This is a genomic window from Streptomyces sp. NPDC001700 (assembly GCF_053596435.1).
This window is the reverse complement of record NZ_JBSFGE010000013.1, coordinates 127,178-150,196: the sequence shown is the minus strand read 5'-3', so window position 1 is coordinate 150,196 and position 23,019 is coordinate 127,178. Positions and strand designations below refer to the sequence as shown.

Sequence of the window (23,019 nt, the reverse complement as noted above, 5' to 3'; positions counted from 1 at the left end):
GATGATGGTCACGTACGCCTCCCTCAGCGCAGCTTGGGGTCGAGGGCTTCGCGCACGGCGTCGCCCATCATGATGAACGCCAGCACGGTGATGCTCAGGGCGCCAGCCGGGAAGAGTAGTACGTGCGGGAAGTTACGGATGAACTGGGTACCGTCCGAGATGTCGCCGCCCCAGGAGATGGAGCTGTCACCGAGCCCGAGGCCCAGATAGGACAGCGTCGACTCGGCGACGATGTACGTGCCGAGCGAGATGGTCGCGACGACGATCACCGGAGCGATCGCGTTCGGCAGGATGTGCCGGAACAGGATCCGCTTGGTGCCGGCGCCCAGGGCCTTGGCCGCCACGACGTAGTCCGCGTGCTTGGTCGTGATGACCGCGCCGCGCATGACCCGGGCGATCTGCGTCCAGCCCAGGAAGGCCAGCGCACCCGTGACCACCCAGACGGTGCGCTGGGTGAACGAGTTGAGCACGACCATCGAGCCGAGCAGGAACGGGATGCCGAAGAACACGTCGGTCAGACGCGAGATGAGGCTGTCCCAGAACCCGCCGAAATAGCCGGCGAGCATGCCCATCAGACCGCCGAAGAGGGTGACGAGGAGCGTCACGCCGAGGCCGACGATGATCGAGTTGCGGGCACCGTAGAGCACCCGCGCGTACAGGCTGCGGCCCGTGCCGTCGTAGCCGAACCAGTCCTCCTGGAAGACATGGCCGAGGTTCGGCTTGCCCAGGAAGTGGTTGGCCTGGTCGCCGGTGGTCGGGCTGGCGCTGGTGAACAGGCCGGGGAACGCGGCGACGAGCAGGATCACCATGATCAGCAACCCTGAGACCACGAACAGCGGGTTGCGGCGCAGATCCCGCCAGGCGTCGGCGCCGAGGCTGCGCGGCTTCTCGGGCCCCGGACCGGCGTCCGTGGTGACGGACGTGCCCACGACGACCGCGGCGGCTTCCTCGCTCGCGGACGAGGCCTTGGTCAGTTCAGGCATAACGGATCCTCGGGTCCAGGACCGCGTAAAGCAGGTCGACGAGCAGGCTGGCGAGGAGATAGACGAGCACCAGAACGGTGACGATACCGACGATGACCGCGCCCTCGCGGCGTGCGAGCGCCTCGAAGAGCAGGTTGCCGACGCCGGTCACGTTGAAAATGCCCTCCGTCACGACGGCGCCGGCCATGAGGCTGCCGATGTCCGTGCCAAGGTAAGTGACCACGGGGATGAGCGAGTTGCGCAGCAGGTGCACCGTGATGATCCGCTTGCGCGGCAGACCCTTGGCAGTGGCGGTGCGGATGTAGTCGGCGGACCGGTTCTCCGCGATCGAGGTGCGGGTCAGCCGGGCGACGTACGCGAGACCGACCATGCCGAGCACCAGCGCCGGGACCATCAACTGACCGACGTTGGTGGAGTCCTGGACGGTCGGTGTGATCCACCCGAGCTGGTTTCCGAAGTACAGCTGGAACGCCAGACCGATGACGAAGATCGGGACGGAGATGACGACCAAGGTGAACAGCGTGACAGCGGTGTCGATGACCTTGCCGCGCCGGATGCCCGCGATGACGCCGAGGGTGATGCCGACGACCAGCTCGAAGGTCCAGGCCATGGCGGCGAGCCGCATCGACACCGGGAACGCCTGCGTGATCTCGTCGAGGACCGGCCGGTTACCGGCGATGGTCCTGCCGAAATCTCCCTGGAACAGACCCCCCATGTAGTGCAGGTACTGCTGCCACAGAGGAAGGTCCAGCCCTCTGTCGTGCCGGATCTGCGCGACCTGCGCGGGGTCCGGCGGCTTGTCACCCCACAGCGCCCGGATGGGATCGCCGGGGAGCACGTTGACCATGAGGAAGATCAACAGGGTTGTCCCGATGAACACCGGGATCATCTGGAGCAGTCGCCTCGCGACGTAGCGCCCCATTGGTGCCTCCGTCCATTCCGGAGCCGCCCGCAGCGGCGCCCGGTATCGCCGGACGCCGCTGCGGGACGGAATACTCCGTAGCGACTACTTCTTGAAGACCTCGACGTTCCAGAGGATCGGGTCCCCGGCCTGGTCGAACTCGATCTTCTTCACGTTGTTCGAGTAGGCCGAGTTGACCTTCTTGTAGAACGTGGGGATGCCGGGCATCGAGTTCCGCAGTTCCTTCTCGGCGGCCTGGTACAGCTTCGCCGACTCGTCAACGCTCTTGGCCTCGTCGGCCTTCTTCACCAGCGCGTCGAACTTCGGGTCGGAGAAGTCGCCCCGGTTGCCGTCGACGCCGGTGCCGTAGAGGTCGGCCAGGAAGTTGCCGTTGAACGGGTAGTCGAGCACCCAGCCGGAGCGGTAGATCGACTTGACCTTCTTCTGGTCACGGATCTCGGTGTCGGCCTGGAAGTCGGTGACCGGGTCGCCCACGCAGTTCACGCCGGTCGCCTTGGTGATGCTGTTGCAGGTCGCGGTGACCCAGCCCTTGTGCGGCTGGTCGGCGTTGTACTGGATCGAGATCTTGTTACCCGGGACGCCGCCGCCCTGCTTGATCAGCTGCTTCGCCTTGGCCGGGTTGAACTTGCAGATATCACCGCACGCGTCGGTCTGGTAGCCCTTCACACCCTTGGCGACCCAGCCGGTGGCCGGCTCACGGTTGCCGAAGAAGGTGGTCTTGGCGATGGTCTCGCGGTCGATCGCCATCGACAGGCCCTGGATGACCTTGACGTCGATGTCCTTCCACTGCTTCGTGTAGAAGGCGGGGTTGATCGTGTCGATCGCGGAGAAGTCGGTATTGATCGCGCGCTTGCCGAAGTCCGACTTGAAGTTGGCGAGTTCACTGTCCGGCACCAGCGGCATGGTGTCGACGTTGTCCGAGCGCAGATCGTTGTACGCGGACTGCGGCGTCGTGTACGCCTTGAAGTCGATGCCGCCGTTCTTCGGCTTGCTGGGGCCCTTGTAGCCGTTCCAGGCGGTGACCTGGATCGACTTCTTGTGCTGCCAGCTCTTGAACTTGTACGGTCCGTTGCCGACCGGGCTCTCCCCGAACTTCTTCGGGTCCTTCAGCGCGCCCGAGGGCAGCGGGTAGAAGGAGGAGTAGGCGAGCTTGTACGCGAAGTACGGGATCGGGTTCGCCAGCTTGATGGTGAAGGTGTTGTCGTCGACGACCTTCAGGCCGGACATGGTCTCGGCCTTGGCCTTGCCCTTCTCCGGGTGGACCTTGTCGTAACCCTCGATGTCCCGGTACCAGGCGCTGTTCTGCTGGCCGTTGGCCGGGTTGGCGTCCCAGTTCCATGTGTCGACATAGGACTTGGCGGTGACCTTCTCGCCGTTGTGGAAGGTCCACCCCGGCTTGAGCTTGACGGTCCACACGCTGTTGTCGCCGTTCGGCGTGACCGACTCGGCGTTCTCGTACGTGATGTTGCCGGACTTGTCGTAGCCGACGAGACCCGTGAAGAGGGAGTCGATGACGACGCTGCCGTACGCCTCCATGGTGTTGGCCGGCATCAGCGAGTTCTGCGGCTCACCGTTGGCGTAGCTGACGATCCCCTTGGGATCGACCTTCTTGTTAGCGTTGTCACCGCTGTCACCGCCGCCGCCACAAGCGGTCGCGCCCAGTGCCACGACCGCGGCCATCGCGACCCACTTGGCGCTCTTGGCACCACGCATGGGTTTGCCTCCTCAGGAGTCCTCTGCTGCTACGAGAGGGGGCGCCCGGAGACACGCTGACACCCCTGACAGCGAAAGGGACCGGACCCCCCAGATGTGCTCGAAGGCCCGCACTCCCCACAGCGCGCGACCCGTTGACCCGAGCTCAATGGACCCCATGATTGAGCACGCCAGCCCCGTAAACCACACCTTATGGGTCTCGCTTTGGTCACATCATCTACGCGCGGAGCTTCGGAATCCGGACAAATCTGTCACAGACAGACACGCGCGAAACGGACTGTTAACACATCATGCGGAGCCTCAGCTCCGATAACCGGACGCCGCTCGCCGGATATCCCCTTGACGGGCGCCCTTCTGAAACCCCGACAGCCCGGGCCCCGCGAAAGAAGCGGAAGGCCCGGGCTGTCGGGACGTACGGAGGCGTACGGAGGCGTACGGAGGCGAAGAACTAGCGCTTGGCGCGCGAGGCGGCGCGGCCGCGCTCCTTCTGGTCGAGGACGACCTTGCGGATGCGGACGGTCTCCGGGGTCACCTCGACGCACTCGTCGTCGCGGCAGAACTCCAGGGACTGCTCCAGCGAGAGCAGCCGCGGTGGCACCAGGGACTCGGTCACGTCCGCGGTCGAGGACCGCATGTTGGTGAGCTTCTTCTCCTTGGTGATGTTCACGTCCATGTCGTCGGCGCGCGAGTTCTCGCCGACGATCATGCCCTCGTACACCTCGGTGCCCGCCGAGGTGAAGAGCACGCCGCGCTCCTGGAGGTTGGTCATCGCGAACGCGGTCACCGCGCCCGAGCGGTCGGCCACCAGGGAGCCGCTGTTACGGGTGCGCAGCTCGCCGAACCACGGCTCGTGGCCCTCGAAGAGGGAGTGCGCGATACCGGTGCCTCGGGTCTGGGTCAGGAACTCGGTGCGGAACCCGATCAGGCCGCGGGCCGGGACGATCCACTCCATGCGGATCCAGCCGGACCCGTGGTTGGTCATGGTCTCCATGCGGCCCTTGCGGCTCGCCATCAGCTGGGTGATGGCGCCGAGGTGCTCCTCGGGGGAGTCGATGGTCAGGCGCTCGATCGGCTCGTGGAGCTTGCCGTCGACCTCCTTGGTGACGACCTCCGGCTTGCCGACGGTCAGCTCGAAGCCCTCCCGGCGCATCGTCTCGACCAGGATCGCCAGCGCCAGCTCACCGCGGCCCTGCACCTCCCAGGCGTCGGGACGCTCAGTCGGCAGCACGCGCAGCGAGACGTTACCGATCAGCTCCTTCTCCAGCCGGTCCTTGACCAGCCGGGCGGTGACCTTGTGGCCCTTGCCGCCCTTGCCGACCAGCGGCGAGGTGTTGGTGCCGATGGTCATCGAGATGGCGGGCTCGTCGACGGTGATCAGCGGGAGCGCGATCGGGTTCTCGGGGTCGGCCAGGGTCTCGCCGATCATGATGTCCGGGATACCGGCGACCGCGCAGATGTCGCCGGGACCGGCCACCTCGGCGGGCTTGCGGGTGAGCGCCTCGGTCATCATCAGCTCGGTGATGCGGACGTTGGAGATCGTGCCGTCGCGCTTGATCCAGGCGACGGTCTGCCCCTTCTTCAGCTCGCCCTGCTCGACGCGGAGCAGCGCGATCCGGCCGAGGAAGTTGTCCGCGTCCAGGTTGGTGACGTGGGCCTGGAGCGGGGCGGCCGCGTCGTACTCGGGCGCCGGGACGGTCTCCAGCAGGGTGACGAAGAACGGCCACAGGCTGTCGCTGTCGGCCGGGACGGTGCCGTCCTCCGGCTTGGTCAGCGAGGCGATGCCGTCACGGGCGCAGGCGTAGACGATCGGGAACTCGATCTGCTCCTCGGTCGCGTCCAGGTCCAGGAAGAGGTCGTACGCCTCGTTGACGACGTCGTCGATCCGGGAGTCCGGGCGGTCCGTCTTGTTGATACACAGGATGACCGGCAGCTTGGCCTGCAGCGCCTTGCGCAGTACGAAGCGGGTCTGCGGCAGCGGGCCCTCGGAGGCGTCCACCAGCAGCACCACGGCGTCGACCATGGACAGGCCGCGCTCGACCTCGCCACCGAAGTCGGCGTGGCCGGGGGTGTCGATGATGTTGATGGTGACAGGGTCACTGCCGTCCGCCGGGTGGTACTTCACGGCGGTGTTCTTCGCGAGAATGGTGATGCCCTTCTCGCGCTCCAGGTCGTTGGAGTCCATGACCCGGTCGTCCACCTGCTGATGCGCGGCGAACGCACCTGCCTGCTTCAGCATGGCGTCGACGAGGGTCGTCTTGCCATGGTCGACGTGAGCGACGATGGCGACGTTACGAATGTCGTGGCGCGTGGGCATACGAGCGCGCTTCTCCCGGTTTCGTGGGTGGCTGCGCGCTCCTTGATCCGGCGCGCCTTTCCGCCGGGCTGCTTACGCCACGGCTCACCCCATGGTAAGGGGACGGCGCGGGGACGGATGCCGCCACCCGTCCCCGCGCCGTCCCGCAGCCTCCGTGGCTACTTCCGGAAGCCGATGTCCTGGTAGCGGGGGGTGGCGAAGCCGAACGCTCCGGCGTTGCCCACCGTCTTGCGGACCGCGACCAGCTGCGGCGGCTGGTAGAGCGGAATCGATCCGGCGGCCGCCCAGATCCGGGCGTCGGCGCGGCCGACCAGGGCGCGCGAGGCGCCGCCGTCCAGCTCGGAGAGGGCCTGGTCGAAGAGCTGGTCGATCTGGTCCGTACCGACCCGGGTGTAGTTCTGCTCGACGACCAGCGAGCCGTCCGCGGCCGGCTGCGGCTTGGCGTAGATCGGGCGGCTGTCGGTCGCCGGGTAGGCGGAGGCGGGCCAGGAGTAGAGGGCCAGGTCGTACTTGCCGGTGGCGATGTGGTTCTTGAAGAAGTCGTCGCTCTTCACCCGGGTGATCTCGGTGCGGACGCCGATCTCGTCCAGCATCCGGCCGATGCGTGTCCCGACCGCGCGCAGCGAGGCGCCGCCGGAGTCGGACGGGAGGACGAAACGCAGCACCAGCGGCCGCCCCTTCTTCTGCACGGCGGCCGGGCGGGAGCGCCCGGAGCGGCCCGCGTCGCCTGCGGCGGGGGCGGCGCCGGAGGGCCTGTCGGCGGCGGGGGTCGGCTGCTGCCTGCCGTCCGTCCTGGCACCCGTCTTGTCGTCCGTCTTGCCGTCGACCGACTTCTGGCGGGCGGCCGAGCCGCCGGGGTGCCAGCCCGCGTCGGCGAGCAGGGACTGCGCGGCCTGGGCGTCCCGGCCGCCGAGGGCGCCGCTGTGGTCCTTGTACCCCTTCTGCTCGGCCATGAGCAGATGGTTGCCCAGCGGCTCGACGGGCAGCCCGAAGGGCTTCAGCACCAGCTTGGCGAGCGCCTCGCGGTCGATCGCGCGGGCCACCGCGCGGCGCACCCGCTCATCGGCGAGCGGGCCCTTGGCGCCGTTGATGGCGAGCTGGGTGTACGCGGGGTCCAGCGCCGTGCGCAGGCTGTACCGGCGCAGGGCCACGGTCTCGGAGCGCTCGGAGCCCGGGGCGATCTCGGCCTCCGCCCGGTCGCGCGTGGCGTCCGCGGCGTCCTGGGCGTGGGTCTCCAGCTTCGGCGCGCCCGCCTTGCCCGAGGGGTGCGACTTCGCCCCGGCGGCCCGCTTCCCGGCGGGCGCGGCGGCCTGGATGCGGCGCGCCGTCGACCGGTCGACCTCGGCCATGTCGACGGTCCCGTCGATCAGCGCCCCGGCCCGCTTCCCGGCCGGGACGGCCTCGAAGACCAGCCGGTTCAGCCGGGCCCGGTCGCCCCACCAGCGGGGGTTCCGTACGAGGGTGACGGAGTCGTCCTTCACCTCGCGGACCGCGAACGGGCCGGAGCTGACGGCGAGCCCCTTGCGGGCCCCGGCGTTGAAGACGGCCGGGTTGCTCATCACGCTCTTCGGGTACAGCGGCGTGAACAGCGACCGCCAGTCCGTGTACGGCTTGGCGAAGGTGACCTTGACCTCGTGTTCCTTGTCGCCCGGCTGGATCCTGGCGATGCGGTCGTATCCGGCGTTGCGCGCGGTCCAGTAGGCGTTCTCGGTGCCGCGCAGGGCCTTCCACTGGGCGGCGAAGTCCTCCGCGCCGAGCGCGCGGCCGTCGCTCCACACCGCCTTGGGGTTGAGCTTGTAGACCACGACCTGCTTGGGCTCGCGCGAGACGACCTCGGCGGACTCCAGGTAGTCGCCGTTGCGCTGCGGGCGGCCTCGGGCGTCGAGGGTGTGGAGGGCGGGCAGCACCGCTCCGGCGATCCGCTCGGTGCCGGTGTCGGCGGAGCTCTGGAAGGCGTTGAACGTCGCGGGCCGGGCGTCGAGCGCCCAGCGCAGCGTGCCGCCGGGGGCGGTCTGCGCGCGGGAGGCCGGGGCGATGTCCCGGGCCGAGCGCGACGGCGGGCCGTCGTCGTCGTTGGAACTGCACCCGGTGAGGACGGGAAGCGGCAGCAGCACCCCCGCCGCGAGCAGCATGGCGCAGCGTCGCTTGTCGATGGGCATGGCTCGTGACCTCCGGGGTGTGCCGATATTAAGCGCATTTCGCACATTTTGACGCCTGTCGCATATACTCCTTACTCAAAGCGACGGATCATGGGACAGCACCTCGGGACGGCCATGGAGGGGACAGGATCACCCGACCGGATCAATGTGACCGGCGCGCACCCCGGCGCACGGCGGCGTGATCACGCCGGTGACTCCGCCAATCGCGGCAGATCCCTTCCCAACCAGGACTGTGACGCGTAACACTCGCTGTCGCATGAGCGCCGCCAACCGCAACCGCGGAAGTGAGGGCAAGTCATGTCCTTGAATGACGACTTGACGGCCGTCCAACGCTGTCTCGACGATCTGGTCCGTTCCGTCACCCGGCTGGAAGGCCGGGTCGGCACCGGCGGACTGGAGATACGACGGGTCCGCACCGACGCGGACCATCTGCGCGAGAGTCTCGCCCTGCTGTGCGATACGGCCCCCGCCACGGAGCGGCCGCGCCCCGAGATGGTTCCGGTCCCCGACGCGCCGTACAACAGCGCGCTGTGGTCGGACGTCGACGACGAGGGTCTCGGCGCGCGCGACCGCCACGCTCCTTAACCGGGGTCGCCCGGCGCGACGCACCCGGCCGAACGGGTCCGCGCCCGACCGTCCCCCACACCACTCCACCGCGGAGTCTTCCTTGGCCACTGGCACCGACCCCCAAGCCGCCACGCCCTCCGAGCGGGAAGCGGCCACGAGCGGCGTGCGCAGCCCGTCGCGCGCCGCCATCCCCGCCCGCCATCTGCGGACCGACCGCTGGTGGCTGCAGCCCGCGGTCACCGCCGCCGGGCTGTTCGCGTTCATCGTCTACTCGACCTGGCGGGCCTTCGCCGGGGACAACTACTACGCCGAGCCGTACGTCTCCCCGTTCTACTCGCCCTGCGTCGCGCAGAACTGCGTGCCCATGAAGGGCGGCGCGAACTGGGAGATCTTCGGCGGCTGGTGGGGCCTGTCCCCCGCCCTGCTGATCCTGATCTTCCCGCTCGGCTTCCGGCTGACCTGCTACTACTACCGCAAGGCGTATTACCGGGGCTTCTGGGCCTCGCCACCGGCCTGCGCGGTCGCCGAGCCGCGCGCCAACTACACCGGCGAGACCCGCTTCCCGCTCGTTCTGCAGAACATCCACCGCTACTTCTTCTACTTCGCGGTGATCGTCGCGGGAATCCTCACCTATGACACCGTGCTCGGTTTCCGGGACGAGCACGGCCGGTGGGGCCATATGGGCCTCGGCACCCTGGTGCTGCTCGCCAACATCGCGCTGATCTGGGCGTACACCCTCTCCTGCCACTCCTGTCGGCACATCGTCGGCGGGCGGCTCAAGCACTTCTCCCGGCATCCGGTGCGCTACCGGCTCTGGGGCTGGGTCAGCTCGCTCAACGCACGCCATATGCAGCTGGCCTGGGCGTCGCTGATCAGTGTCGCCGTCGCCGACTTCTATGTGTTCCTGCTGGCGAGCGGCGCCTTCGACGACCCCCGGTTCTTCTAGGAGAGGTGCCTTCAACGATGACGCAAGTCGAACGTCAGGCCTGGGACGTGGTCGTGATCGGCGCGGGGGGCGCCGGGCTGCGGGCCGCGATCGAGGCACGTGAGGCGGGCATGCGGTGCGCCGTCATCTGCAAGTCGCTGTTCGGCAAGGCCCATACGGTGATGGCCGAGGGCGGCATCGCCGCCAGCATGGGCAATGTCAACGCGGGCGACAACTGGCAGGTGCACTTCCGCGACACCATGCGCGGCGGCAAGTTCCTCAACCACTGGCGGATGGCCGAGCTGCACGCCCAGGAGGCCCCGGACCGGGTCTGGGAGCTGGAGACCTGGGGCGCGCTCTTCGACCGCACCCCGGACGGCAAGATCTCCCAGCGGAACTTCGGCGGCCATGAGTACCCGCGCCTCGCCCACGTCGGCGACCGCACCGGTCTTGAGCTGATCCGCACCCTCCAGCAGAAGATCGTCTCCCTCCAGCAGGAGGACAAGGCCGAGACCGGCGACTACGAGGCGCGGCTCAAGGTCTTCCAGGAGTGCACCGTCACCCGCGTCGTCAAGGACGCGGCGGGCGAGCGGGTCGCCGGGGTCTTCGGCTACGAACGCGAGTCCGGCCGCTTCTTCGCCATCGAGGCCCCGGCCGTGGTGCTGGCCACCGGCGGCATCGGCAAGTCCTTCAAGGTGACCTCCAACTCCTGGGAGTACACCGGCGACGGCCACGCGCTGGCCCTCCTCGCCGGGGCCCCGCTGATCAACATGGAGTTCGTGCAGTTCCACCCGACCGGCATGGTCTGGCCGCCCTCGGTCAAGGGGATCCTCGTCACCGAGTCGGTGCGCGGCGACGGCGGGGTGCTGCGCAACAGCGAGGGCAAGCGGTTCATGTTCGACTACATCCCGGACGTCTTCAAGGAGAAGTACGCCCAGTCCGAGGACGAGGGCGACCGCTGGTACGAGGACCCGGACCACAACCGCCGCCCGCCCGAGCTGCTCCCCCGCGACGAGGTGGCCCGCGCCATCAACTCCGAGGTCAAGGCGGGCCGGGGCTCCCCGCACGGCGGCGTCTTCCTCGATGTCTCCACCCGGATGCCCGCCGAGGTGATCAAGCGGCGGCTGCCGTCGATGCACCACCAGTTCAAGGAGCTGGCCGACGTCGACATCACGGCCGAGCCCATGGAGGTCGGCCCGACCTGCCACTACGTGATGGGCGGGGTGGACGTCGACCCGGACACCGCCGCCGCGACCGGCGTCCCCGGCCTCTTCGCCGCGGGCGAGGTCGCGGGCGGGATGCACGGCTCCAACCGGCTCGGCGGCAACTCCCTCTCCGACCTGCTGGTCTTCGGCCGCCGCGCCGGGCTGTACGCGGCCCAGTACGCGCGGGAGACCGCCGCGTCGGGCGCCCGCCCGGTGCCGGACGACGCCCAGCTGGACCTGGCGGCGGCCGAGGCGCTGCGGCCGTTCAGCGCCGAGGACGGCGGCGTACCGGCCGAGGGAGCCGCCGGAGAGCAGCCGCCCGCCAGCCCCGCCGAGAATCCGTACACGCTCCACCAGGAGCTGCAGCAGACCATGAACGACCTGGTGGGCATCATCCGGCGGGCCGGTGAGATGGAGGACGCGCTGCACCGGCTGGCGGCGCTGCGGGTCCGGGCGCGGCGGGCCGGAGTCGAGGGCCACCGGCAGTTCAACCCCGGCTGGCACCTGGCCATCGACCTGCGCAACATGCTGCTCGTCAGCGAGTGCGTGGCGCGCGCCGCCCTGGAGCGCACCGAGAGCCGTGGCGGGCACACCCGCGACGACTGTCCCGAGATGGACCGCGAATGGCGCCGGGTCAACCTGGTCTGCCGCCTGACCGACCCGTCGGCCGGTCTCGCCGCACCGCCCGACCCCGGGCGCGGCCAGGTCCGGCTGGAGAAGCGCGAGACGCCGCCCATCCGGCCCGATCTGCTGAACCTGTTCGAAAAGGACGAGCTGGTGAAGTACCTGACGGACGAGGAGCTGACCCAGTGAGCGCGTACGAGGCCCACTTCCGGGTGTGGCGGGGCGATGTGGACGGCGGCGGTCTGCGGGACTTCCGCGTCGAGGTCAATGAGGGCGAAGTCGTTTTGGACATCGTCCACCGCCTCCAGGCGACCCAGGCACCGGACCTGGCGGTCCGCTGGAACTGCAAGGCGGGCAAGTGCGGATCGTGCAGCGCCGAGATCAACGGGCGGCCGAGGCTGCTGTGCATGACACGGATGTCGGTTTTCAGCCGCGACGAGACGATCACCCTGACCCCGCTGCGGGCCTTCCCGGTCGTCCGCGACCTGGTGACGGACGTCTCGTACAACTACGCCAAGGCCCGCGAGGTGCCGTCCTTCGTCCCGCCGGAGGGGCTGGGGCCGGGCGAGTACCGGATGCAGCAGGCGGACGTGGAGCGCTCGCAGGAGTTCCGTAAGTGCATCGAGTGCTTCCTGTGCCAGGACACCTGCCATGTGCTGCGCGACTTCGAGCAGAACAAGGAGGCGTTCGCGGGGCCGCGCTTCCTGATGCGGGTCTCGGAGCTGGACATGCATCCGCTGGACGCGGCGGGCGAGACCGGGATCGACCGCAAGCGGGCGGCCCAGGAGGAACACGGGCTCGGCTACTGCAACATCACCAAGTGCTGCACGGAGGTCTGCCCCGAGGGGATCAAGATCACCGACAACGCCCTGATCCCGCTCAAGGAGCGGGCCGTGGACCGCAAGTACGACCCGCTGGTCTGGCTGGGCAACAAGATCCGCCGCCGGGAGAGCTAGTTTTACGGCCGTGGGCCCGCCCGGTGGCGGGCCCACCCGGTCACCACAGGCTGAGCAGCGCTTCCACCGAGTCCGGGCCCGAGGACTCGCCGTCCGGGAGGGCCAGTTCGAACCAGACCGTCTTGCCGTGCGGGGTGCGGCGGCTGCCCCAGCCCGCGCTGAGCAGGCCGACCAGCTGCAGCCCGCGGCCGCCCTCGTCGGTGTCGCGGGCGCGCCGCCGCCGGGGCTGGACCAGGTTGCCGTCCCAGACCTCGCACACCAGCGTCCGGTCCAGCAGCAGCCGCAGCCGTATCTCGCCCTCGCCGTACCGCAGCGCGTTGGTCACCAGCTCGCTGACCAGCAGCTCGGTGGTGTCGACCAGACCGTCCATCCCCCAGGACTCCAGCTGTTCACGGGCGAGTTCCCGGGCCTTGCCGACCGACTGCGGGTCGCTCGGCAGCTTCCAGTCGCCGACCGAACCGCTCGGCAGGCCCTGCACCCGGGCCATGAGCAGGGCGATGTCGTCCTCGCCGTGGTGGGTGTCGAGGCTGCTGAGGACGTGGTCGCAGATGTCCTCCAGCGAGCTGTCCGGGCTGTCCGCGCCCTCGTGGGTGGAGAGTGCGGTACGCAGCTCCTGGAGCCCCTCGTCCAGCGCCTGGTCGCGGGATTCGACCAGGCCGTCGGTGTAGAGGGCGAGCAGCGCACCGTCCGGCAGCTCCACCTCGATCTCCTCGAACGGCTCGCCGCCGACCCCGAGCGGCATCCCCGGCGGCACCTCCATCAGCAGCGCGCCGTCCCCGGGTTCGACCAGGGCGGGCGGCAGATGGCCCGCGTTGGCGAAGGTGCAGCGCCGGGTGACCGGGTCGTAGACGGCGTAGACGCAGGTGGCGAGGTAGACCTCGGACAGGTCGGAGGAGCCGTCGGCGGACCGCCCGGCGGCCCGCGCGCTGCTGGGCGAGCCGCCGGGCGCGCCGAGCCCGCGGGCGATCTCGTCCAGCGCGGACAGCACCTCGGCGGGCTCCAGGTCCAGCAGCGCCAGCGTGCGGACGGCGGTGCGCAGCTCGCCCATCGCGACGGCGGCCCGCAGGCCGCGCCCCATCACATCGCCGACCACCAGCGCGGTGCGGTGTCCGGGCAGTTCGATGACGTCGAACCAGTCGCCGCCCACCTCGGTGGCCGCGTTGCCGGGCAGATAGCGGCAGGCGATGTCGAGCCCGGCGGCCTCCGGGTCGCCGGGCGGGAGCAGGCTGCGCTGCAGTATCAGCGCGCGCTCGTGTTCTCTGCGGTAGAGCCGGGCGTTGTCGATGGAGACGGCGGCGCGGGCGGCCAGTTCGACGGCGAGTGCCCGGTCCCGCTCGCCGAAGGGTTCGCTGCCCTTCGTACGGGAGAACTGGGCGAGCCCGACGACGGTGTCGCGGGCGACCATCGGCACCAGGAGGGTGGACTGCAGCATGGCGCCGAGTTCCATGCCCTCGCCGCTGTCGCGTCCGGTGACGACCCGGACCTGGGCGGTGCGCAGGGCGTGGGCGCACAGCGAGTGGAACGGATAGCGGTGCACCTCGCCGACGTCGATGGGCTTGGGCAGCTCGCCCTGGCCGCTGTCGTCGGTGCGGTAGACGTCGCCGAAGGCGACGGGGCCGTCCGAGACGGCGCTGGCGAAGGCGACGCGGCGCAGTTCGGCGCTGCCGTCGGCGAGCCCGGGCGGGGTCTCGTCGCCGGACAGCAGCCCCTGGTAGAGGTCGACGGAGGCCAGGTCGCAGAACTGCGGGACGGCCACGTCCAGCAGTTCGCGGGCGGTGGTCTCCAGGTCCAGCGAGGTGCCTATTCGGGCCCCGGCCTCGTTCAGCAGCGCCAGGTTGCGGCGTACGCCCGCGGCCTCCTGCTCGGCGCGGCGGCGGCCGGTGACATCGGTGGCGAGCCCGGCGATGCCGATGGGGCGGCCCGATCCGCTGTGCAGCCGGTACAGCGACACCGACCAGCGGCGGCGGTCGTGGCTGCCGGGGACGGGGCCCATGAGCGGCATGTCCGTCAAGGGCTGTCCGCTGTCCAGGACTTGGCGCAGGGCGGCGGCGAGCCGGTCGGCCTCGCCCCGGGGCAGCAGATCGTGCGCGGTGGCGCCGCGGTACTCCTCGACCGGGCGGCCGAAAACCTTCGCAAAGCGGTCGTTGACCCGGAGCATGCGCAAATCTGTGCCGAAGAGAAAGAAACCAAGCGGAGATTGACCGAAAACGGCCTGTGAGGCGGCGAGGTCGGTTTCCAGTCCGCGCAGGGCGCCCACATCGACGGCGATACAGAGCGCGGTACGCTCCCCGTCCTCGTCCTGGCCCGGCATCACATACACCTCGGCGATGCCGACTCCACCGGGCGCCTGGGGGTTGCGGTAGGGGACCAGACCGGTCCACTCGCGGCCGTCCAGGATGTCGGCGACCTTGCGGCGGCCGGTCTCCCGCAGCTCAGCCGGTACGAAGGCGTCCACCGGGTCCCTGCCGAGGGCCTGGTCCGCCGTCAGCCCCAGCAGCTCGGTGGCGCGTTCGCTCCACTGTGCGATACGGCCGTCGGAGCCCAGCGAGAAGGAGGCGACACGGATGTAGTCATAGATCGATCCGGGCGGACTGCTCTGCCACACATCGGACATCGATGACATTTGCGACACCGGCGACACCTGCGAACCAACCGTCCCCTCGGGGATATCCGCCCCCGCTGGCTTCTCGCTCATGCGCCCGTCCCCTCCGGCTCAGGTGCTCCGACCGGCTACAGATAGCCGAGTATCCAGCACCACGGCCATCCGGAGTACGGTCTTCACGATCACAGCACTATCTCAGCCCGCAATCCGTTTCCGTCCCGGCTTTTGATGAAGCGCTCAAGATCAGCGCCGCTCACCCTCACTCCTAACCGGGGAGAGGCAGCTCGAACCACACCGTTTTTCCGGCGCGGTCCAGCCGGGTGCCCCAGCGCAGCGCGGCCCGGGCGATCAACTCCAGCCCCCGGCCGCTCTCGTCCTCCGGAGAGGCCCTGCGCGCGTGCGGCGGATCGGCCAGCGGGTCGGACACCTCGACCCGCAGCACGGAACGCGGCACACCGGTTTCGCGACGGGCGTACACGCGCAGCCCGATCGGGCCGCTCGCGTACCGCAGGGCGTTGGTGACCAGTTCGCTCACCAGCAGCGCCGTCACATCGCCCAGCGCCGAAAGACCCCACTCGTCCAGCACCTGCCGGACCAGCCAGCGGGCGTCGCGCACGGCGCCCGGCTCGGCGGGGAAGACCCACTCGGCGAAACCGGGTGTGGGCCCGGCGGCCGTCCCTGCGCTCTCACTCACGCCGATCACTTCCCAGCCGCCGCGCGGCTCCGCCGGAATGTAGGGATTCAGATGGGTTAATCAGCACATACCCGAATCCCTGCCCCGATTACCGCCCCAGGCCGCCCCGGCAGGGCCGAAAGAGGTCACACGGGTTCAGTGGGCGCGCGGATGGAGGTGTTCCGCGGCGCGCAGCCGCCGGACCGCCTCCGCCACCGCGGGCCGGTCCTCATCGAGCCAGTCGACCTCGTCCACCCGGTCGGGGGTGAGCCAGCGCAGCTCGTCGTGGTCCTCCAGCGGACGCGGCTCGCCGGAGCGCAGCGCGGCGGTCCACACCCGCAGGACGTAACCGGGCTTCAGCGGCCATTCGCCGGGCAGCGGCTCCAGCGGCTCGACCTCGACGCCCAGCTCCTCGCGCAGCTCCCGCACCAGGGCCTGCGGCGGGGTCTCACCGGGCTCGGCCTTGCCGCCGGGCAGCTCCCAGCGCCCGGCCAGCTCGGGCGGCGCGCTGCGCCGCGCGGCCAGCAGCCGCCCCTGGTCGAACACCGCTCCGCCCACCACCACGCGCACCGTCATGCCCGCACTGTAGGCGCTTGGCGCAGAGCCCCGACGCGCAGAGCCCCGACGCGCAGAGCCCTGGTGCGCAGAGCCCGGCGGGCCGGATTCTCCCGCCCGGACGAACGGGAGACTCCGGCCCGCCGGTAGCGAGACCTTGTGCGAGGTGTGGGGGACGTACCGGCGGCGTCAGCCCGCCTGGCCGGTCGCGGCGGTCCGCTCGACGACGTAGAGCTGCTCCTGCCCCTGCCCGTCGAGCCGGTCGGCGACCTCCTGGGCCTCCGTCCGCGTGGCGTAGCGGCCGACGCGATAGCGGTTGCCGTTGCCGTCCTGGCGGATGACGAGCCATGGCAGCACAGTGTTGCCGTCACTCATCGCTCCGCCCCCTCCGTTGTGGCGCGCCCGGGCACGCGTCTGGGCGACACCGTTAAGGAAATCCCGTTCCGCATATGCCCGAGCCTACGCCCTACCTTCACGCAGCGGATACGTGTTCTTACAACGCGGCACGCATCCGGCCACGCGCTCAGGAGCGCGTGGAGACCGTCTCCCGGTCCGCCTCGCCGGTCAGGTCCTCGGCCGTGGTCTCGGCCAGCTCGCGCTCCGCCTGCAGCAGGGTCGGATTGCGCCAGGCGCTGCGCACGCCCCAGAAGTAGAAGCCGAGGGCGATCAGGGCGACGAGCAGGATGTCCCAGCCCTCGGGCACATAGCCACGGCCGCCGAACTCCTTGCCACCGGCCCACGAGAACGCGGCCATGACCAGCAGGTACGCCACCATCCAGGCGCCGGACAGCAGATGCGGCTTCAGCTCGGCCCACGGCTTGCGCAGCTCGTACCAGGCCCAGATCGGCAGGCCGATCGCCATGATGAAGATGACCTTGCCGGTGAGCGGCCAGCGGGCCCAGTAGAGGACGAGCGAGCCGAAGACCATCGCGATCGGCGCGATGACCGGCATCGCGCGCAGCTTCACCGGGCGCGGCAGGTCCGGGGAGAGCCGCCGCAGCGACATCACGGCGACCGGCCCGGTGATGTACGAGATGACAGTGGCCACGGAGACGATCTCGGCCAGCGAGCCCCAGCCGCGGAACACCGCGAGGAACGCGAACGCGATCACCAGGTTGAGCACCAGCGCCGGGCGCGGAATGCCGGTCTTCGGGTCGACCTTGCCGAAGACGCCGGGCAGGTGGCCGTTCTCCTGGACGCCCTGGACCATGCGGGAGGTGGTGGCCGCGTAGATCATGCCGGTGCCGGACGGGGAGACGAAGGCGTCCGCGTACAGCAGCAGCGCCAGCCAGTTCAGGCCCCAGGCGAGGGAGAGGTCGGCGAGCGGGGAGTCGTACGAGAGCTTGGCCCAGCCGCCCTCCGCGAGGTCGGCCGCCGGGACGGCCGTCAGGAACGCGATCTGCAGGGCTACGTAGATCACCAGCGCGATGAGGATGGAGCTGATGACGGCCTTGGGGAGCGACTTGCCCGGGTTGCGGGCCTCGCCCGCCATGTTGAGCGGCGACTGGAAGCCGTTGTACGCCCAGACGATGCCGGAGACGGCGACGGCGGTGAACACCGAGTTCCAGCCGTTCGGCGTGAAGCCGCCGTTGCCGGTGACGTTGCCGGTGTCGAAGTGCGCCATCAGCAGGGCGCCGGCGGTCAGGGCCGGGACGACGAGCTTGAAGACGGTGATCGCGGTGTTGGTCTTCGCGAAGAGAGTGATCGCGAACCAGTTGAGGAAGAAGTAGAAGACGAGCAGCACGGACGCGAGCGCGACACCGCTGCCGGTCAGCTCCTTCCCGTCGTACAGCTCCTTGGCCCAGCCGAAGTCCCAGGAGCTCATGTACTGGACGGACGCGGTCGCCTCACCGGGAATGACGGAGACGATCGCGATCCAGTTGGCCCAGGCGGCCAGATATCCGGCCAGCGAGCCGTGCGAGTACTGGCCGTACCGCACCATGCCGCCGGCCTTGGGGAACATCGAACCGAGTTCGGAGTACGTCAGGGCGATGGTCAGGGCGACCGCCGCGCCGATCACCCAGGCGAAGATGGCGGCCGGACCCGCCAGCGCCGCGGCCCGCGCGGCGCCGAACAGCCAGCCGGAGCCGATGATCGAACCGAGACCCACCGCGGTGAGGGCCACCGTGCCGAGTGACCGTTTGTAATGCGAGTGGGAACCCTGCTCCGTGCTCAACGCCCCTCACGCTCCTTTCGCCCCCCAGACCTGATGCAAACGCGCGCCATCGTACAAGCGAAATAGGGGGGCGCTTTACGCGTTTGAGGCCGAGCTGAGCTGTCGGCGGATGCGTGTGATCTATGCAACACAGTTATTGGCACCATGTGAAGGTGCTGGCCAGACGGCGTGGACACCAGCACTACCATTCCGCTCGAATATCAGCGAATGCGCCCCATTCGACACGTCACACTCCCCGTTTGCGACGCATGGGTTTTGAATAGCGAAGCACGGGGAACAAGGCGCCACCCGAGAACCAACAAGCTCAAACGAAGCTCAAGTTGCCCGCGAGCCGGAGAAAGACCAGCCGAATAAATTACCGGTCCTTTACCCATCGCTCGCGCGCACCGTCGGCACCGGCAGCAGCACGGGTCCACTCCGCTTGAGGCCCTTACGGCAGGCGTCGCCGCACTCCGCGTCCAGCGAGCAGCACAGCGAGCAGACCGCCCCGGCCCGCACCGGGCAGTCGACGATGTCCGGCAGTTCGTACGCCGTCTCGCACACCGCGCAGGTGTGGGCGGCCGTGATGTCCGGCACGTCCACCCCCGGGCCGTTCACCGGGTTCGGCCGGGCCAGGTAGTAGCGCCCCCGGGTGAGCCAGGCCAGCAGCGGGCTCAGCACCAGCGCCAGACCGCACGCGATGAAGGTGGAGAACGCCTCGGGCACCCGCCCGAACGCCCCGAAGAAGGCGATGATCGAGACGGTCGAGGCGATCACCATCGCGCCGAACCCCGCCGGGTTCACCGGGTACAGATACGCGCGCTTGAACTCGATGTACTTCGGGCTCAGCCCCAGCGGCTTGTTGATCACCAGATCGGCGGTGACCGCCGCGATCCAGGCGATGCCGACGTTGGAGTAGAAGCCCAGCAGCTTGTTGAGCGCCGCGAACATGTTCATCTCCATCAGCGCCAGCGCGATGGCGAGGTTGAGGAAGATGTACCAGACCCGGCCGGGGTGGCGATGGGTCACCCGGGAGAAGAAGTTGGACCAGGAGAGCGAGCCGCTGTAGGCGTTGGTCACGTTGATCTTGATCTGGGAGACCACGACGAACAGCGCGGCGGCCGGGAGCGCGACCGAGCCGAGCCAGGGCTTCAACGCCTCGATCTGCGGGGCGATGGGCTCCAGGGCGTGGGTCGTGCCGACCGCGCCGAGCGCCACGAAGGCCAGGAACGCGCCGCCGAGCTGCTTGGCCGCGCCGATCACCACCCAGCCGGGCCCGGCGGCCAGCACCGCGAGGTTCCAGCGCCGCCGGTTCTGCTCGGTCTTGGCGGGCATGAAGCGCAGATAGTCGGCCTGCTCGCCGATCTGGGCGATCAGCGAGAGCGCCACCCCGGTGCCGAGCCCGTACCCGATCCAGTCGAAGCCGGAGCCCGCCCCCTCCGTACCGCCGAAGGAGGCGAACGAGGCCCAGGCGTCCGGCCGTTCGAAGGCGAGCACCACGAACGGCAGCACCAGCCCGATCAGCCACAGCGGCTGCGTCCACGCCTGCACCTTGGCGAGCGCGCCCATCCCCCGGAAGACGATCGGGATCACGATCAGAGTGGTGATCAGATAGCCGATGGGGAGCGGGATATGGAGCGCCTGATGCATGGCCTGCGCCATGATCGAGCCCTCCAGCGCGAAGAAGATGAAGGTGAAGCTGGCGTAGATGAGCGAGGTCAGAGTCGATCCGAAGTAGCCGAACCCGGCGCCGCGGGTGATCAGATCCATGTCCAGTCCGTACGTCGCACAGGCACGTGCGATCGGGATACCGGTCAGGAAGATGATCGTCGCCGCGGTGAGGATCGAGGCGAGCCCGCTGGTGAAGCCGTACGTGAAGACGATGGACGCGCCGATCGCGAAGTCGGCGAGGTACGCGATGCCACCGAGCGCCGTCGACGCGACCATGGTCGGCGACCAACGGCGGTAGGAATGCGGCGCGTAGCGCAGCGAGTAGTCCTCGCGGCTCTCGTCGGCGGCGAGCCGGGCGTAGCTGCGCCGCGGCGCGCTGGCCTGCGTCTGCTTGGGTGTGACCGTGTCCGTCATGGCGGCTTCCCCTGTCGTTCGGCGCGGGAGCGGGTACGCCTGAGGAAGCTAGGCCGGGCAGATGTCGGCGGGCCGCGGCGCGGCGTTGCCGGTCCGTTACGGCGGAGAGGCGGACGTTAACTCGCGGTCAAACCCGCCCCGGACCGACGTCACTTCACCGGCAGGTGGTACGCGACCCGATAGCGCTCGGCCAGCGTCACCACGTCCGCCGTCTCGACGGGTCGGCCGCCCGCGAAGTACGTACGGGAGATCACCAGCACCACATGGCCCGGCACCCCGCCGAGCGCCAGCACCTCCTCGGCGAGGCCGGGACGCGCCCCGACCTCCTCCGCCACGTTGTCCACCACCACGTCGACGGCCGCCATCCGCTCGACCACCCCGCGCCCGGCCAGCGGCCCCTCCTCGGGCAGCATCACGGGGGTGCGGCCGGTGACGGCGAGCGGCTCCCAGGACGTGGAGAGCATCGTCGGCTCGCCCGCCGCCCGGAAGAGATACCGGGTGCGCATGACGCGCTCGCCCGGCTCGACCCGCAGCCGCTCGGCGATCTCCGGACTCGCCTCCTCCTGCTCGCTCCCCGACTCCCAGGTGCCGCTGACCCGCTCGTCCCCCTGCTCCTGCCGGAACGGGCTGGAATCCTTCCGGGCGTGGTAGCCGGTGCGCATCAGACGGCGCGGGACGAGCTGCGGACGCACGTACGTACCCGACCCGGAGCGGCCCTCGACCAGGCCCTCCGCCATCAGCACCTTGCGGGCTTCGAGCGCGACGGTGTCGGAGACCCCGTACTCCTCGCGGATCCGCGCCTGGGAGGGGAGGCGGGCATGCGGTGGCAGATCGCCCGCGACGATCTTCTTCCGGAGGTCGTCGGCGACACGGAGGTATGCGGGCTGGTCACCAAAGGCCACGTGCACTCCCAGTGGTTGACAGTCAGCAACAGCTTGACAACCGACGGTTGCTGATAGCAACTGACGGCCAAAGCTTCACTAGAAGTGGTGAACTGCAGTTCGGGGACGTTTATATCGACAGGGATCCGGTTCAGCCGGTTTCATGACGATCATCAGCCCGCGCACCTTCCCGAGGAGACCCGTGCCCCAGCGCCCCGCCAGACACCGCCTCCCCGGGGCCCTGCTCCTCGCCCTCCTCCTGACCACGTCCTGCGGCGGGGCCGACTCCCCGGCCCGCCCCGGCGCGGCCGGGGTCGGCGACGCCCTCTTCCCGGACCTCGGCAACGGCGGCTACGACGTCACCCGCTACCGCCTCACCCTCGACTACGCGCCCACCACCCACCGGCTGCGCGGCACCGCCCGGATCACCGCCCGCGCCACCCGCGCCCTCAGCTCGTTCCACCTCGACCTCGCCGGACTGCGCGTCCGCGAGACCACCGTGAACGGCCGCCCCGCCCGCGCCTCCCGCGACGGCTCCGAGCTGACCCTCACCCCCGCCACCGATCTCCCCAAGGGCCGCACCTTCACGACGACCGTCGTCTACGACGGCGAGCCGAAGACCCTCACCGACCCGGACGGCTCCCGCGAAGGCTGGCTCCGCACCGCCGACGGCGCCGTCGCACTCGGCGAACCGACCGGCTCCATGACCTGGTTCCCCGGCAACAACCACCCCTCCGACAAGGCCGCGTACGACATCGCCGTCACCGTCCCCCGGGGCTACACGGCCGTCTCCAACGGCGAACTCACCCGCCGCACCACCCACCGCGGCCGCACCACCCACCACTGGCGCACCCGCGACCCCATGGCCACCTACCTGGCCACCGTCGCCATCGGCCGCTTCGACATCCACACCACCACCGCGAACGGCCTCCCCCAGTACGTCGCCATCGACCCCGCCGAGGCCAAGGCCTCCCGCAAGGTCCCCGCCCAGATCACCAAGATCACCGCCTGGGAACGCCGCACCTTCGGCCCCTACCCCTTCGCCTCCACCGGCGCCATCGTCGGCCACCTCCCCGACCTCGGCTACGCCCTGGAAACCCAGACCAAGCCCTACTTCGCCGCCGCCCCCGATGAACGCCTCATCGTCCACGAACTCGCCCACCAGTGGTTCGGCGACTCGGTCACCCCGCGCGCCTGGACGGACATGTGGCTCAACGAGGGCTTCGCCACGTACGCCGAGTGGCTCTGGACCGAACAGCACCACGGCCGCACCGCCCAGCAGACCTTCGACGCCTTCTACGACGGCACGGACGAGGAGAGCAAGGGCATCTGGGCCTTCCCACCCGCCACCCCGCCCTCCTCCGCCCACATCTCCGACCCACCCGTCTACGGCCGGGGCGCGATGGCCCTCCACCAACTCCGCCGCGCGGTCGGCGACCGCGTCTTCTTCCGCATCCTCCGCACCTGGCTGCGCGACCACCGCCACGGCAACGCCGACACCCGCCAGTTCATCGCCCTGTCCGAACGCCTCTCCGGCAAGGACCTGAGCGATCTCTTCGACACCTGGCTGTACAAGAAGAACAAGCCGCAGCGATGAAAGGCTGGACTCCGGAAAGGTTTCCGGGCGAACCGGAATCAGCACAACGCCCACGACTCGTGCGGGTAAATGCGGAGGGCGAATTTCCTGGCCGGTTTGCTTC

Annotated in this window: 17 protein-coding genes; 5 read left to right on the top strand and 12 right to left on the bottom strand. The window is 69.6% G+C overall.

From position 1 onward, the window contains the following. Nucleotides 1-23 precede the first annotated feature (23 nt). From ACWC5C_RS24465 to ACWC5C_RS24445, 5 genes are all read right to left on the bottom strand, one after another. Nucleotides 24-983, bottom strand: a complete 960-nt coding sequence (locus ACWC5C_RS24465; RefSeq protein WP_450878521.1) for an ABC transporter permease — start codon at nt 981-983, stop codon at nt 24-26. After that, a complete protein-coding gene (locus tag ACWC5C_RS24460) occupies nt 976-1,905 on the bottom strand; it encodes an ABC transporter permease (protein ID WP_450878519.1) in 930 nt (309 codons plus the stop codon). Before ACWC5C_RS24460 ends, ACWC5C_RS24465 begins: the two co-directional genes overlap by 8 nt. Before the next feature lie 84 nt (nt 1,906-1,989). After that, nucleotides 1,990-3,618 (bottom strand): peptide ABC transporter substrate-binding protein, encoded by a 1,629-nt coding sequence (locus tag ACWC5C_RS24455; protein ID WP_450878517.1) that lies wholly within the window; start codon nt 3,616-3,618, stop codon nt 1,990-1,992. A 448-nt stretch (nt 3,619-4,066) separates the two neighbouring features. Continuing rightward, a complete protein-coding gene (typA, locus tag ACWC5C_RS24450) occupies nt 4,067-5,932 on the bottom strand; it encodes a translational GTPase TypA (protein WP_450878515.1) in 1,866 nt (621 codons plus the stop codon). Nucleotides 5,933-6,090: 158 nt separating this feature from the next. Next, on the bottom strand, nt 6,091-8,091 hold the full coding sequence (locus tag ACWC5C_RS24445) for an ABC transporter family substrate-binding protein (protein WP_450878513.1): 2,001 nt from the start codon (nt 8,089-8,091) through the stop codon (nt 6,091-6,093). Between the two features lie 297 nt (nt 8,092-8,388). Here ACWC5C_RS24445 and ACWC5C_RS24440 point away from each other — a divergent pair, with 297 nt between their 5' ends. The 4 genes from ACWC5C_RS24440 to ACWC5C_RS24425 all read left to right on the top strand — a co-directional run bounded on the left by ACWC5C_RS24440 (nt 8,389) and on the right by ACWC5C_RS24425 (nt 12,368). Beyond that, nucleotides 8,389-8,676: a hypothetical protein gene (locus tag ACWC5C_RS24440; protein ID WP_385446661.1), complete on the top strand. Its 288-nt coding sequence runs from the start codon at nt 8,389-8,391 to the stop codon at nt 8,674-8,676. An 82-nt stretch (nt 8,677-8,758) separates the two neighbouring features. Next, a complete protein-coding gene (locus tag ACWC5C_RS24435; RefSeq protein WP_450878511.1) occupies nt 8,759-9,604 on the top strand; it encodes a hypothetical protein in 846 nt (281 codons plus the stop codon). A gap of 17 nt (nt 9,605-9,621) precedes the next feature. After that, nucleotides 9,622-11,601, top strand: coding sequence for a fumarate reductase/succinate dehydrogenase flavoprotein subunit (locus ACWC5C_RS24430; protein WP_450878509.1), 1,980 nt, complete (start codon nt 9,622-9,624; stop codon nt 11,599-11,601). Further along, nucleotides 11,598-12,368, top strand: a complete 771-nt coding sequence (locus ACWC5C_RS24425) for a succinate dehydrogenase/fumarate reductase iron-sulfur subunit (protein ID WP_450878507.1) — start codon at nt 11,598-11,600, stop codon at nt 12,366-12,368. The genes ACWC5C_RS24430 and ACWC5C_RS24425 overlap by 4 nt, the downstream gene beginning before the upstream one ends. Before the next feature lie 40 nt (nt 12,369-12,408). Here the strand turns inward: ACWC5C_RS24425 and ACWC5C_RS24420 are convergent, their stop codons facing one another. The 7 genes from ACWC5C_RS24420 to ACWC5C_RS24390 form a co-directional block, all read right to left on the bottom strand. Further along, the gene (locus tag ACWC5C_RS24420; protein ID WP_450878505.1) at nt 12,409-15,063 is read right to left on the bottom strand and encodes a SpoIIE family protein phosphatase; all 2,655 of its coding nucleotides are present in this window, start codon (nt 15,061-15,063) and stop codon (nt 12,409-12,411) included. 172 nt (nt 15,064-15,235) lie between these two features. Next, complete coding sequence (locus tag ACWC5C_RS24415; protein ID WP_385446656.1) at nt 15,236-15,673, bottom strand: ATP-binding protein; 438 nt, start codon at nt 15,671-15,673, stop codon at nt 15,236-15,238. A 126-nt stretch (nt 15,674-15,799) separates the two neighbouring features. After that, nucleotides 15,800-16,219 (bottom strand): (deoxy)nucleoside triphosphate pyrophosphohydrolase, encoded by a 420-nt coding sequence (locus ACWC5C_RS24410; protein WP_385446655.1) that lies wholly within the window; start codon nt 16,217-16,219, stop codon nt 15,800-15,802. A gap of 168 nt (nt 16,220-16,387) precedes the next feature. Beyond that, nucleotides 16,388-16,573: an SPOR domain-containing protein gene (locus ACWC5C_RS24405; RefSeq protein WP_385446654.1), complete on the bottom strand. Its 186-nt coding sequence runs from the start codon at nt 16,571-16,573 to the stop codon at nt 16,388-16,390. Nucleotides 16,574-16,721: 148 nt separating this feature from the next. After that, nucleotides 16,722-18,374: an APC family permease gene (locus ACWC5C_RS24400; protein WP_450878502.1), complete on the bottom strand. Its 1,653-nt coding sequence runs from the start codon at nt 18,372-18,374 to the stop codon at nt 16,722-16,724. A 366-nt stretch (nt 18,375-18,740) separates the two neighbouring features. After that, nucleotides 18,741-20,438, bottom strand: coding sequence for a purine-cytosine permease family protein (locus ACWC5C_RS24395; RefSeq protein WP_450878500.1), 1,698 nt, complete (start codon nt 20,436-20,438; stop codon nt 18,741-18,743). Nucleotides 20,439-20,587: 149 nt separating this feature from the next. Further along, the gene (locus tag ACWC5C_RS24390) at nt 20,588-21,340 is read right to left on the bottom strand and encodes a GntR family transcriptional regulator (RefSeq protein ID WP_450878498.1); all 753 of its coding nucleotides are present in this window, start codon (nt 21,338-21,340) and stop codon (nt 20,588-20,590) included. A gap of 181 nt (nt 21,341-21,521) precedes the next feature. Here ACWC5C_RS24390 and ACWC5C_RS24385 point away from each other — a divergent pair, with 181 nt between their 5' ends. Then, nucleotides 21,522-22,916, top strand: coding sequence for a M1 family metallopeptidase (locus ACWC5C_RS24385; protein WP_450878496.1), 1,395 nt, complete (start codon nt 21,522-21,524; stop codon nt 22,914-22,916). The last annotated feature ends 103 nt before the right edge of the window (nt 22,917-23,019 follow it).